Below are 13543 nucleotides of genomic sequence, written 5' to 3' on the forward strand. Positions count from 1 at the left end.
ACATTGACCCGAGGACTGTCTCACATACGACATGTATTCTGCGAGCCGTATGCAATATGTAATGTTCGGCGCTATGCTCTGCATCCCGGCCATCGCCCCCGTTTCACGATGAACCGACACGGAAATGCGGTATAACCGGGCTGCCGTATTCCTGTATGTCGCAAGCTGACGGACTGTCGGTATGATACGGGCGGCGCGTTTCTCATCGCACGAATAACAGGCACGGGTTTTCCCGACCTTCGCGCAATTTATTATCGATTCCGCACCATGAACAGACGGTTCGCCTCGATTGCGTTGATCGCCGCCGGCGCGTGTTTCGCCAGCGCGAACGCTCGCGCGGACTGTTTCGACGAGGCGGCAAGATATCAGCAGGTCAATCCGCTGATCCTGCGCGCGATCGCGTGGCAGGAGTCGCGCAACCGGCCCGGCGCGCTGAACAAGAACACGAACGGCTCGGTCGACTACGGCCTGATGCAGATCAATTCGATCCACCTGCCGACGCTGTCGCGCTACGGGATCGGCCGCGACACGCTGATGGAGCCGTGCAAGAACGTCTACATCGCCGCGTGGCATCTCAAGCAGAAGATGAACCGCTACGGCAACACGTGGCAGGCGGTCGGCGCCTATCATTCGGAAACACCGTCGCTGCGCGACAAGTACGCGCGGCAGATCGCCGCCATCCTGACGCAATGGAAGCTGTTGCCGCCCGTGCAGTGACGCAACGGCCCGTCGCGGCCTGACGCCGTACCGGCCGGCCGGCGCGCGTTTGATGCACAATGCGGATCTCACGCCGCAGTTTCGCCCGTCCGCGGGACGATCGCGCCCCGGAAGGGCGCCGCGGCCGCTTTTTCAATTTTTCCGTTGGTGCGTATCGCTATGAATCCGGCTATGAACCAGCCGTTGCCCGTCACCGTGCTGTCCGGTTTCCTCGGCGCCGGCAAGACCACGCTGCTCAACCACGTCCTCGCGAACCGCGCGGGCCTGAAAGTCGCCGTGATCGTCAACGATCTCGCAGCGGTCAACATCGACGCATCGCTCGTGCGCGACGCGCAGGCGCTGTCGCACGTCGAGGAACGCCTCGTCGAGATGTCGAACGGCTGCATCTGCTGCACGCTGCGCGACGACCTGCTCGTCGAGATCCGCAACCTCGCATCCGAAGGCCGCTTCGATGCGATCATGATCGAATCGACCGGTATCGCGGAGCCGATGCCGATCGCCGAAACCTTCACGTTCGTCGACGACGACGGCACGTCGCTGTCCGCGATCGCGCGGCTCGACACGCTCGTCACCGTGGTCGACGCGTACAACTTCCTCCGCGACTACGGCTCGGACGACGCGCTCGCAACCCGCGGCATCGCCGCCTCGGAAGAGGACGACCGCACGCTCGTCGAGCTGCTGATCGAGCAGATCGAATTCTGCGACGTGCTGGTGATCAACAAGGCCGACCTCGTCGGCGCCGACGAACTCGCACGCCTGCAGCACATCCTCGCGCGCCTCAACCCGCGCGCGCACCAGGTCGTGTCGACGTTCGGCAACGTACCGCTCGACGAGGTGCTGAACACGGGCCGTTTCGATTTCGACGAGGCCGCGAATGCGCCGGGCTGGCTCGCGTCGCTCGATCACGATCACACGCATTGCGACGACCCGGAATGCCATGACGAACATCATGCGCACGTGCACGGCGAAGCCGACGAATTCGGCATCGGCAATTTTGTTTACCGCGCGCGCCGGCCGTTTCATCCGGCACGGCTCTGGGCGCTGCTGCACCAGGAGTGGCCGGGCGTGCTGCGCAGCAAGGGCTTCTTCTGGCTCGCGACGCGCAACGACATCGCAGGCTCGCTGTCGCAGGCGGGCGGCGTATGCCGGCATGGCCCGGCGGGTCTGTGGTGGGCTGCGCAGGATCGCGCGGAATGGCCGGACGACGACGAACTGCTCGCGGAAATCCGCGCCGAATGGCACGGCGATCTCGACGATCGCGCGGTGGGCGATCGCCGGCAGGAACTCGTGCTGATCGGCATCGCGCTCGACGCGGATGCATGGCGCGAGAAACTCGATGCGTGCCTGCTGACCGATGCGGAATTCGCGCTCGGCGCGGCGGGATGGCACGCGTTCGACGATCCGTTCCCGGCGTGGGACATCGATTCGCACGACGACGACGATCACGGCGACACGCAGATCGTGCACGTGTAACGCGTTGTAAAAACAACCGTTAAATCTTGCAAGAGGGGCGCGGACTGTGGCGAAAATGCCGCGCGCGCCCAACAAAAAACCCGCCGAAAGGCGGGTTTTTCTTGGAACAGGCGCTGGATTAACGCTTGTTGACGGCGTCCTTGAACGCCTTGCCAGCCGTGAACTTGACCGTCTTGGCTGCCGGGATCTTGATGGTTTCGCCCGTCTTCGGGTTGCGGCCCGTACGTGCTGCGCGCTTGCCCGAACCGAAGCTGCCGAAGCCGATCAGCTGAACCGCATCACCCTTCGACACGGCCTTCTTGATGACTTCGAGCAGCGTGTCCAGCGTTTCGCCGGTTTGAGCCTTGCTGGCGCCGGTTTGGGCGGCGACGGCGTCGATCAGTTCCTGTTTGTTCATTAAGGTTCCTTTATCAGGTTAGGTTGACACGAACAGCGCGAACGCGCCGATTATACGTGCGCGAACCGTGCCGTCGAGAGTCAGACTCCGACGACACAGCGCCGAATCCTGGCCCGCGCGACGCGCCCTCCGGTATGCCGGCGGCCACCCCGCGGTACGGCGTTGCTATGATAGCGCAGCGCAAACCCAATAACGACAAGGGTTTCAAAGATTTTCATCGGTATTTCGCCGAATGAATCACGGACTGCCCATTTTTTGACCAGCGCCAACCGGACAGGATACGCAGCGCGGTCCGCCCGTGCGCCGCCCCGTTGGCTTTTTCCAACGGCCGGACGGACGGCCCCGCGCAATCCCTTGCCAGGCTTGGCTGCCACGTTTTTTGTTTCGCATGACCGACCGACTTGTTCCCGCCACGCTCGCCATCCGCGACGACGGCACGCTCGTGTCGCCCGAGTTCGGCGACATCTATCACAACGTCGCGGGCGCGCTCGCGCAGGCGAACTACGTGTCCGTCGCGGGCAACCGGCTGCCGACGCGCTGGCAAGGCCGCCGCACGTTCACGATCGTCGAGACGGGGTTCGGCACGGGCGCCAACTTCCTCGCGACCTGGGCCGCATGGCGCGAGGATCCCGCACGTTGCGAGCGGCTGCATTTCGTGTCGGTCGAGAAGCACCCGTTCTCGCGCGACGACTTGCGCAAGGCGCTTTCCCATATCGTTGCGAACACAACCATATCGGCCGAAGCCGCGATGCTTGCCGATGCGTGGCCGACGCTCGTGCCGGGTTTGCACCGGCTCGAATTCGACGACGGGCGGGTCGTGCTCACGCTTGCATTCGGCGACGCGCGCGAGATGCTGCCGAAACTCGTCGCACGTGCCGATGCGTTTTATCTGGACGGTTTTGCGCCGGCGAAAAACCCGGACATGTGGTCGGCCGACGTGTTCCGCGCGCTCGGACGCCTCGCTGCCGAAGGCGCGACCTTCTCGACGTATTCGAGTTCGGGCGTCGTGAAACAGGCGCTCACCGACGCGGGTTTCACGTATCGCAAGATCGACGGGTTTGCCGGCAAGTTCGTGATGCTCGTCGGCGAATACGCGCCGCGCTGGCGCGCGCGCCGGCACGAGCCGCCGCTCGCATTGCCCGTTGCGGCACGCCGCGCGATCGTGATCGGCGCGGGCCTGGCGGGCTGCGCGGTCGTCGAACGTCTCGCCGCGCGCGGCTGGGAGGTCACGCTGATCGAACGGCACGACCGGATCGCGAGCGAGGCGTCGGGCAATCCGGCCGGCGTGTTCCATCCGCTGATGACGCGCGACGACAACGTCGCGAGCCGGCTCACGCGCGGCGGCTTCCTGCACGCGATCGCACGCTGGCGCGCACTCGAACGCGCGGGCCATGCATTCGCGCGCAGCACGCACGGGATGATTCATCTCGCCGAATCGGCCGACGACTTCGCGCGGATGCGTGATGCTTTCGATGCGTTCGGCGCACCGTCCGACTACGTATCGCTGCTCGACGCCGATGCCGCGCGCGCCCATCTGAACCTGCCGGTCGCGCACGGCGGCCTGCTGTTTCCGCACGGCGGCGCCGTCTGGCCGGCCGGCCTTTGCGCGGCCCAGTGCGACGCGGCCGGCGAGCGCGTGCGCTTGCTCGCGTCCACCGCCGTGGCCCGACTCGAACGGCGGGGCGATACGTGGCATGCGCTCGACGATGCGGGCGGCACACTGGCCGAAGCGCCCGTCGTCGTGCTCGCGAATGCCGGCGATGCCGCGCGCCTCGCCGGGCTGCAGCATGTCGCGCTGCAACCGGTGCGTGGCCAGCTCACGTTGCTGCCCCCCGGCAGCACGGCACCGCTGCCGTGCCCGGCGATCGGCGACGGTTACGCGGTACCGCTCGACGACGGCACGCTGCTGATCGGCGCGACGTTCGAGCCCGACGACGTCGATCCCGCGATGCGCGCGGCCGGTCACGCGGAAAACCTCGAGCGCGTGCGCCATCTGCTGCCGGGCCTGATTGGCGACGTGCCGGACCCAGGCACGCTGCGCGGCCGCGTTGCGTTCCGCTGGGTCGTCGGCGATCGTCTGCCGCTCATCGGCCCGCTCGCGGACGAAGCAGGAGCCGTCGCCAAGGCACGCGCGCTGAGCGGTGCGCAGGCGCGCGACCTGCCGCGCATGCCCGGACTCTACGGCGCATTCGGTTTCGGTTCGCGCGGCCTCGTATGGGCCGCACTCGGCGCCGAACTGATCGCATCGCAACTCGAAGGTGAGCCGTGGCCGCTCGAACGCGAACTCGCCGATGCCGTCGATCCCGCACGCTTCCTGATCCGCGCATTGCGTGCGCGCCGCGTCAGCCAGGCCGGCTGACCAGCCACCCTGGCCGATCACAGTTTCCCGATTTTTTCGCGCAAGGTTATCCACTCGACGCTGTGGATAACCACGCGGAATCCGCGCGCACTTCGTGTGCAATCACAGTGGACGTAAACTGGGCAACTCGGCACAGCTGTGAAGCGGCCCAAAAGTTGCTCAATCGAAACTTCTGTGCACGAACAGCCTGTGCAACGGGTTATGGGCTCTCCAACACCTTGATCCGTCGACGTAAACCGAAGTTATCCACAGAACTGTGCGCGCCTTGTTAACTTCTACTACGTATATATACAGGTAAACCTTTGAAACCAAAGACCTGAGGTGCCGCACAGCGCCGCGAGTCGAGTCAATGGGTTCCAGACCGAAAAAGCTGTGGCACAATCGGTTTCCTTCGCGTTCATCCGGCCAGGCGCCGGACATGCTTCAATGGAACGGTCGGCACGATTTCGAATCTGAATCTTCGAGACTGCGCAGTCCGTTCACACACCAGGCCGACAATCCAGATCGGCAACCTGAGCGACTTTCCGCCCTGTGGCGGAACAGGCGGATCCCATGTCCCGCCGTCGTCGACACAACAATCACATTCGGGGCGATACCCAGCCGGCGCGCATCCATTTCTGACGCTTGATCCTGTGTCGCTGGCGGTCGCTTCCAAAGGAGAAGTCACCACGATGAAGTCGGCGTTCTCATTCCTGCCCAACTGGCCGCTTACGCCAGATGCCGTGTTCTGGGCCGGGCTCGCGCTGTTCGCGGCCGGCCTGTGCGGCGAGCTGTGCTATCGCGCATGGCGGCTGCCGCGCATCACCGGTTATGCGGTGATCGGTCTTATCGCCGGATCGTTCGGATTCGGCGTAATCGATGCAAGCACCGACGAAACCTCTCGGCTGCTGATCGACGTCGCGCTCGGCCTGTTGCTGTTCGAGCTCGGCAGCCGTCTCGACCTGCGCTGGATCCGGCGCAATCCGTGGCTCGTCGCGTCGAGCCTCGCCGAAGCCACGCTGACGTTCGTGCTGGTGCTGTTCGTGATGCTGGCGCTCGGCGTATCGGGGATGGTCGCGCTCGTGCTGTCGGCGATCGCGATCGCGACATCGCCATCGATGGTGATCCAGCTGAAGACCGAACTGCGCGCGGAAGGGCAGGTGTCGCAACGCCTGATCACGCTCACCGCGCTCAACAGCGTCTATGCGATCGTGCTGACCAAGCTCGTGACGAGCTGGCTCCACCAGGAAGCGTACGGCAACGTTTTCGCGACGATCCTGCAGCCGCTCTACCTGCTCGCCGGTTCGTTCATCGTCGCGTATCTCGTTGCGCGTTCGTGCAATTTCCTGTTCCGCCACATGACGTCGACGATGCGCGACGAGCATTCGTTCGTCGCGCTGTTCGGGCTCGTGATGCTCGCGATCGCGGTGGCCCAGGCACTGAAGCTGTCGACGCTGCTCACGCTGCTGCTCGCCGGCATCATCGTGAAGAACCTCGAGGCCCGCCCGCAGCTGTGGCCCGAGCATTTCGGCACGGCCGGCTGGCTGCTGACGGTGGTCCTGTTCGTGCTCACGCTCACGTCGTTCACGTGGGGCGACATCGCGCTCGGCGGGTTGCTCGCGATCGTGCTGATCGTCACGCGGCTCGTCGCGAAGCTGGCCGGTGTCGTCGCGTTCGCGAAACCGAGCGGCATCGGGATGAAGCAGGGCATCGCGCTCGGCATCGCGCTCACGCCGATGTCCGCGCTGTCGTACCTGCTCGTCGACGACACCTACCAGCTCTATCCGAATTTCGACCCGCACCTGCGCGCGATCGTGATGTGCACGATCGTGATCCTGCAGCTCGTCAGCCCGTTCATCGTCTACCGCTGCCTGTCGGCGGTCGGTGAGCGCAGCGACAGCAACTGATTCCGGAACCTGCCATGGCACTCGAAACCTTCGTCAATTCCGAGCCGTTCACGTTCGGCGTCGAACTGGAGATCCAGGTCGTCAACACGCACAACTACGACCTGACCAAAGCGGCATCCGACCTGATGCGCCTGATCCAGGGCGAGACCTTTCCGGGCAACATCACGCCGGAAATCACCGAGAGCATGATCGAGCTGTCGACCGGCATCTGCCATTCGCACGAGCAGGCGGTGAGCGAGCTGCACGCGATCCGCGACGTGCTCGTGAAGGCGGCCGACCAGCTCAACGTCGGGCTGGCCGGCGGCGGCACGCATGCGTTCCAGCAATGGAGCGACCGGCAGATCTACGATGCACCGCGCTTCCAGTACATCTCCGAACTGTACGGTTACCTGGCCAAACAGTTCACCGTGTTCGGCCAGCACGTGCACATCGGCTGCCCCGATCCCGACAGTGCGCTGTTCCTGCTGCACTCGATGTCGCGCTTCATTCCGCACTTCATCGCGCTGTCCGCGTCGTCGCCGTTCGTGCAGAACGTCGACACCGGCTTCCATTCGGCACGCCTGAATTCGGTGTTCGCGTTCCCGCTGTCGGGCCGCGCGCCGTTCGTGCTGACCTGGGACAGCTTCGAGGAGTACTTCACGAAGATGGTGAACACGGGTGTCGTCAACTCGATGAAGGACTTCTACTGGGACATCCGCCCGAAACCCGGCTACGGGACGATCGAGGTGCGCGTGATGGACACGCCGCTGTCGGTCGACCGCGCGGCGGCGATCGCCTGCTACATCCAGACGCTCGCGCGCTACCTGCTGACCGACCGGCCGCTGAAGCTGTCGGAGGACGACTACCTCGTCTACACGTTCAACCGTTTCGAGGCGTGCCGCTTCGGGCTCGAGGGCACCTGCGTGAATCCTCAGACGGGTGAGCGCCGTACCATTGCCGAAGACATCCTCGACACGCTCGACCGGATCGCGCCGCATGCGGCCGCGCTCGGTTCGCGCGCGGCGCTCGACGAGATCGGCGCACTGGCCCAGGCGCGCGTGAACGACGCCTCGTGGTTGAGAACCGTTTTCAAACAGGAAAAATCGCTCAACGAGACGGTCCGCCAGCAGTGCTTACGTTGGCGCGAGTGAAAAAATGTTTTGCAGATTACGGGGTCGACCGAGTCGCGATTCACTGAATGGCTGGCGGCCTCGATTGACGCCGAAATCGTTGCCGGTTGTCCTGAAAATCTGTGGATAACCCGATATTCCGCTGCAAAGTCAACGATCTGTACACGGGATAACCCGGTGGATCATAGCGGTCGGCCCGATGGCCGATCCGAACAGGAAAATGTCCCGACACCCCGCCGCGCGGGCGTTCGGCATTGCAGGCACAACGAAAAATTTTGGTTATCCAGTGATTTTCCACAGAATGAAGGGGATAACTTAGCTGTGCGATTTTCCGCTCTCGCTTAGAATGTCGGCTTTGCGGACACCGGAACGATGCGTGTCTTACCGGTCGCCGCGAACGCGACCGCCGCGTGTGCCCTCGCGACGGCCGTGCTGACGCACTCGCAAGAGCGTGTCTGTTTTGAGATAGACATTCGATCTCCACACTACGGCCGCTCGGCAAACCGGGCGGCGGCAAAGCGAAAAGACTATGAGCGAAGGCGTTTACGGGAATCAGGCTTCGGGACGTGTGACCCACAGCCTGCTGCGGTTGAGTACGGCCATGCGAAGCCAGGCATGGGATTGGGCGGAAGGCGCTGGCCTCACGCCGACGCAGGGCGAGATTCTCGTGCTGCTGCTGCAACGCAAGGGCCCGATGCGGCTCGGCGAGATCGCGCGCGAGACGCAGCTGACCGCGGCGACCACGAGCGATGCGGTCAGCACGCTCGAGACGAAGGGTCTCGTCGAGAAGCGCCGCGCGCTGGACGACGGCCGTGCACTGGCCGTGCGCCTGTCGGCCCGTGGCCGCACGGCTGCGAAGAAGGCGCTGCAATGGCCTGAATTCCTGACGAAAGCCGTCGGCAAGCTTGGCGCGGACGAGCAGGGCGCACTGTATCGCGCGCTGCTGAAGACGCTGCGCGAACTGCAGGTGGCCGGTGCGACGCCGCCGCAGCGCATGTGCCTGACGTGCGCCCACTTCCAGCCGGGCAAGCTGTCGAAGAAGACCGTGCATCACTGCGCGGCGCTCGACATCTCGATGTCCGACAGTGATCTGCGTCTCGACTGCTCGGTGCAGGAAGAAGCCGACGCGGCAACGCAGAAGAAGACCTGGAAGATTTTCGCCGGCTGACGTCCGTCGATCGACCGGGAGGCCGATGATGAACGCTGAAGTCGTGGCGATCCGCCACGTGCACTTCGAGGATCTCGGGAGCTTCGAGCAGGTGCTCGGCGAACGGGGGCGGCGAGTGCGCTACGTCGACGTCGGGTCATCGCGCTTCGAGGTGCTCGACGTACTCGAACCGTCGCTCCTCGTCGTGCTCGGCGGGCCGCTCAGCGTGTACGACGACGCGCAGTATCCGACGATCGCGCCGCTCGCGGCACTCGTGCGCACGCGCATCGACGCCGGGCTGCCGATCCTCGGCATCTGCCTGGGCGCGCAGTTCATCGCCCGGGCGCTCGGCGCGCGCGTCTACCCGGCCGCTCAGCACGAACTCGGCTGGGCGCCGCTGACGCTCACCGATGCCGGCCGCGCATCGCCGCTGCGCCATCTCGATGGCGCGGCGACGTCGATGCTGCACTGGCATGGCGACACGTTCGACCTGCCGGGCGGTGCGATTCATCTCGCGTCGACACCGGCCTGCCGCCACCAGGCATTTGCGTGGGGCCAGCACGTGCTGGCGCTGCAATGCCATCCGGAAATCCGCACCGACCGCTTCGAACCGTGGCTGATCGCCAACGCTGGCGAAATCGCGGCCACGCCCGGCATCGACGCGCGCCAGTTGCGCGCCGATACCGCGCAGCACGGCCCCGCGCTCGAGGCGGCCGCGCGACGGATGTTCGCGGAGTGGCTCGACGGCGTCGGACTCTGACGCGGCAAGCGGCGCCGCCGTTTGCCGCGAAGCGGTTGCCCGGCCCGCGTCCGTTGCAGGCCGGCGCATCGCCGTATGCGCGCGGTTTGCCGCGACGCCGGCAACCCGCTTCGAGCCGTACCTGACCATCCGCTTACTGCCGCATGCGCCGTCAGCACGCTTGCGGCCTGCGTGCTACGCTCGTTCGCTCTTTCCTTTCCTGGCGAGCGGCCTCCATGACTGCGCTGTTTTCCCCGTTCACGCTGCGCGGCGTGACTCTTCCGAACCGGATCGTGATCTCCCCGATGTGCCAGTATTCGGCCGAGCGCGGTGAAGCGACCGACTGGCACATGATTCACCTCGGCCATCTCGCGCTGTCGGGCGCGGGGCTGCTCTGCATCGAGGCGACCGCGGTGGAACCGGACGGGCGCATCACGCATGGCGACCTCGGCCTCTGGGACGACGTGACCGAAGCCGCGCTGAAGCCCGTGCTGGCCGCGATCCGCAAGCATTCGCCGATCCGCGTCGCGATGCAGTTGTCGCATGCGGGGCGCAAGGCGTCGAGCAACGTGCCGTGGCAGGGCGGTCAGCTCGTGCCGGTCGCCGACGGCGGCTGGTTGCCGCATGCACCGTCGGCGGTGCCGCACAAGGACGGCGAGACGCCGCCCCTCGCCCTCGATGCCGCCGGCCTGAACCGGATCCGTGAAGCGTTCGCGGCCTCGGCGAAGCGTGCCGCACGGCTCGGCATCGACGCGATCGAGGTGCATGCGGCACATGGCTACCTGCTGCACCAGTTCCTGTCGCCGCTCGCGAACCAGCGCACCGACGAATACGGCGGCTCGCTCGAAAACCGGTTGCGCTTTCCGCTCGAGATATTCGAGATCGTGCGCGCGGCGTTTCCGGAGGACCGGCCGGTCGGCGTGCGCGTGTCGGCCACCGACTGGGTCGAAGGCGGCTGGGAGCTCGACGATACGATTGCGTTCGCGCACGAACTGAAGCGCCGCGGCTGCGACTGGATCGACGTGTCGTCCGGCGGCGTGTCGCCGTTGCAGAAAATTCCGCTGTCGCCTGGTTACCAGGTGCCGTTCGCGCAGGCGGTGAAGCGTGCGGTCGGTATGCCGACGGTTGCCGTCGGGCTGATCAACGAGCCCGCGCATGCGAACCGGCTGATCGAGGCCGGCGATGCCGATTTCGTCGCGATGGCGCGTGCGATGCTGTACGACCCGCGCTGGCCGTGGCACGCGGCGGCCGAGCTCGGTGCGCAGGTGACGGCGCCGCCGCAGTACTGGCGTTCGCAGCCGCGCGAGCACAAGGCGTTGTTCGGCGACGTCGCTTTCGGCCAGCGTTGAGCATCGCACGCGCAATATTGCGTGTGATGTTGAACGAAGCAATCGTGAACGTGTAGGATGCGGGTGATTCGCCGCATGCCCCGACGCGGCACCGACCGGTGCCGCGTTTTCGTTTTGCGCGGCGCGAGGCCGCGATCGCGGCCGCCCCCATTCAAGTCGTTTTCACAAGGATTCGGTCGATGAGTTCACGCAGGATCGCGGTGCGCCGCTCGGGAGTACACGGCAAGGGCGTGTTCGCCGTGGCGCCGATCAAGGCCGGCGAGCGCGTAGTGGAATACAAGGGCGAACGAATTTCGTGGAAGGAAGCGCTGCGTCGCCATCCGCACGACCCGAGCGAACCGAACCATACGTTCTACTTCGCACTGGACGAGGGCGGGGTGATCGACGGCAAGATCGACGGCAACAGCGCGCGCTGGATCAACCACTCGTGCGCACCGAACTGCGAAGCCGAGGAAGTCAAAGGCCGCGTGTACATCCACGCGCTGCGCGACATCGGGCCGGAAGAGGAGCTGTTCTACGACTACGGCCTCGTGATCGACGCGAAGCTGACGAAGTCGCTCAAGCGTGAATACGCGTGCCATTGCGGCGCAACGTCGTGCCGCGGCACGCTGCTCGCGACGCCCGACGACGGCGGCAAGAAGAAAAAGAAGAAGGACAAGAAGGACGGCAAGTCCGAGTCCCGTTCGAAGGACAAGAAAAACAGGAAGTGACGCAGGCGGCGGCGCATCGTGCGTTGCCGTTGCCGTTTCAGCGCCCGGCTGCCGCATCATGCGGCTTGCTGCCGGGTTTTCCGCCTTCGTCATCCGGCGCGCGGCCCGGCCAGGGGCTGCCCGCCGCGAATCGCTCAGTGCGTCGACTCGGCGGCCGGGGTTTCGCTGGCCGGCTTGTCCGTGCGTGCAGCCAGCGGCACCCTCACCACGAAGCGCGAGCCGCCTTCCGACGCATCCTCGTACGATACGGTGCCGCCGTGCATCGCGATGATGTCGTGCACGATCGCGAGGCCGAGCCCGGCGCCCGTCTCGACGCCGTTGCCGTTTTGCGCATCGCCGCGGAAGAATCGCTTGAACAGGTCGGCCTGCTGGTTGGCGGGCACGCCGGGGCCGTTGTCCTCGACGACGATCTCGGCGGCCGGCTGGCCGCCCTCGAGCACGCCGCGCGCGACGTTCACCGTGATCCGCGCACCATCCGGCCGCGCGAGCGGCACGTACTTCAGCGCATTGTCGAGCAGGTTCGCGATCACCTCGCGCAACAGCACGGGGTTGCCGCGCACGACCAGCTTCTCGTCGTCACCCGGATCGTCGGTGCGCTGGAAGCCGAGGTCGACATGCGACGCGAGTGCGCGCGGCACCCATTCGGCGCCCGTCTCGAATGCCATCGCCGCGAGGTCGACATCGACGAACCGCGCGGCCTGTTCGCCCGGTTCCGCGCGAGCGAGCGACAGCAACTGGTTCGACAGTCGTACCGCGCGGTCGGCGGCCGCGCGCAGCTCGCGCACCGCGGCGAAGGTCTGGTGCGGGTCGCGTGCAACGGCCGCTTGCTCCGCGTGCAGCTTCACGGCCGTGAGCGGCGTGCGCAACTGGTGCGCGGCATCGGCGATGAACTTGCGCTGCGCGTCGAGCGCGGTTTTCAGGCGGCCGAGCAGGGCGTTCATCGCGCTCGTCAGCGGCCGGATTTCCAGCGGCACCTCGGTTTCGTCGACCGGTTCCAGCGACGTGTGGGTCTGCCGGTTCAGTGAATCGGCCAGATGCGTGAGCGGGCCGAGCTGCTGGTTGACGACGCGCCACACGATGCCCCAGCCCGCGAGCAGCAGCAGCAGCAGCGGCATCATGATCGCGACAAGGAATTCGGCCGCGATCCGGTAGCGGTGCCGCACCGGCTGCGCGACCTCGACGACCATCGGCTTGCCGCCTTCGACGTTGTCGACGCGCACCTGCGCGACCCGTACCGCGCGGTTGTCGTATTCGGCCTCGAACACGTATGCGTGATGCATGCGGCGCACGTTGATGCCCCGCAGCGGCAGCTTCGGATCGCCGGCGAGTTCCTGTTCGCCGTCGCTGATCCGGTAGATCAGCGCTTCGGCGGGATCGGAGAACATCGCCTGCGCGAGCGGCGGCACCGTGAACGGCGCGTCGGGGCCGGCGATCTGGATCTGTTTGGAAATGGCGGTCGCGAGATCGGCGAGCGAGCGGTCGATCACGTGCTGCGTGTATTGCCACGCGAGCCAGTAGGCGATCAGGCCGCTCATCAGTGCGAGCATCGACAACGGGGCGGCGAGGCGCCGAAGCAGCGAGCGGCGCAGGCTGGTGGTCACAGCCGGATCAGGTGACATTTCGACGGGCAAATGGATAAGCGCCGCTCACGGGGAGC

Annotated in this window: 11 protein-coding genes; 9 read left to right on the top strand and 2 right to left on the bottom strand. The window is 65.7% G+C overall.

Annotated features, from left to right (window positions below):
- The first annotated feature begins 267 nt into the window (after window positions 1-267).
- Complete coding sequence (locus DPV79_RS23790; protein ID WP_021160409.1) at window positions 268-717, top strand: lytic transglycosylase domain-containing protein; 450 nt, start codon at window positions 268-270, stop codon at window positions 715-717.
- Window positions 718-876: 159 nt separating this feature from the next.
- Window positions 877-2190: a GTP-binding protein gene (locus tag DPV79_RS23795; protein WP_113046634.1), complete on the top strand. Its 1314-nt coding sequence runs from the start codon at window positions 877-879 to the stop codon at window positions 2188-2190.
- Window positions 2191-2308: 118 nt separating this feature from the next.
- Here the strand turns inward: DPV79_RS23795 and DPV79_RS23800 are convergent, their stop codons facing one another.
- Window positions 2309-2587: an HU family DNA-binding protein gene (locus tag DPV79_RS23800; RefSeq protein ID WP_006401505.1), complete on the bottom strand. Its 279-nt coding sequence runs from the start codon at window positions 2585-2587 to the stop codon at window positions 2309-2311.
- 388 nt (window positions 2588-2975) lie between these two features.
- Here DPV79_RS23800 and mnmC point away from each other — a divergent pair, with 388 nt between their 5' ends.
- The 7 genes from mnmC to DPV79_RS23840 all read left to right on the top strand — a co-directional run bounded on the left by mnmC (window position 2976) and on the right by DPV79_RS23840 (window position 11886).
- Window positions 2976-4946 (top strand): bifunctional tRNA (5-methylaminomethyl-2-thiouridine)(34)-methyltransferase MnmC2/FAD-dependent 5-carboxymethylaminomethyl-2-thiouridine(34) oxidoreductase MnmC1, encoded by a 1971-nt coding sequence (gene mnmC / locus DPV79_RS23805; RefSeq protein WP_113046635.1) that lies wholly within the window; start codon window positions 2976-2978, stop codon window positions 4944-4946.
- A gap of 671 nt (window positions 4947-5617) precedes the next feature.
- Window positions 5618-6832 carry a cation:proton antiporter gene (locus tag DPV79_RS23815; protein ID WP_021160412.1) on the top strand — a complete coding sequence of 405 codons (1215 nt, stop codon included), beginning with the start codon at window positions 5618-5620 and terminating at the stop codon, window positions 6830-6832.
- Window positions 6833-6846: 14 nt separating this feature from the next.
- A complete protein-coding gene (locus DPV79_RS23820) occupies window positions 6847-7962 on the top strand; it encodes a YbdK family carboxylate-amine ligase (protein WP_021160413.1) in 1116 nt (371 codons plus the stop codon).
- Between the two features lie 508 nt (window positions 7963-8470).
- Window positions 8471-9109: a MarR family winged helix-turn-helix transcriptional regulator gene (locus tag DPV79_RS23825; RefSeq protein ID WP_027788730.1), complete on the top strand. Its 639-nt coding sequence runs from the start codon at window positions 8471-8473 to the stop codon at window positions 9107-9109.
- Window positions 9110-9137: 28 nt separating this feature from the next.
- Window positions 9138-9848, top strand: coding sequence for a glutamine amidotransferase (locus DPV79_RS23830; RefSeq protein ID WP_042975637.1), 711 nt, complete (start codon window positions 9138-9140; stop codon window positions 9846-9848).
- Window positions 9849-10063: 215 nt separating this feature from the next.
- Window positions 10064-11176 carry an NADH:flavin oxidoreductase/NADH oxidase gene (locus DPV79_RS23835; protein WP_113046637.1) on the top strand — a complete coding sequence of 371 codons (1113 nt, stop codon included), beginning with the start codon at window positions 10064-10066 and terminating at the stop codon, window positions 11174-11176.
- Window positions 11177-11355: 179 nt separating this feature from the next.
- Window positions 11356-11886 (top strand): SET domain-containing protein, encoded by a 531-nt coding sequence (locus DPV79_RS23840; protein WP_042975626.1) that lies wholly within the window; start codon window positions 11356-11358, stop codon window positions 11884-11886.
- Between the two features lie 134 nt (window positions 11887-12020).
- Here DPV79_RS23840 and DPV79_RS23845 read toward each other — a convergent pair whose 3' ends face one another.
- Window positions 12021-13505 carry a sensor histidine kinase gene (locus DPV79_RS23845; protein WP_042975628.1) on the bottom strand — a complete coding sequence of 495 codons (1485 nt, stop codon included), beginning with the start codon at window positions 13503-13505 and terminating at the stop codon, window positions 12021-12023.
- Window positions 13506-13543 lie beyond the last annotated feature (38 nt).

It is taken from the genome of Burkholderia reimsis (genome assembly GCF_003294055.1).
GTDB lineage: Bacteria > Pseudomonadota > Gammaproteobacteria > Burkholderiales > Burkholderiaceae > Burkholderia > Burkholderia cepacia.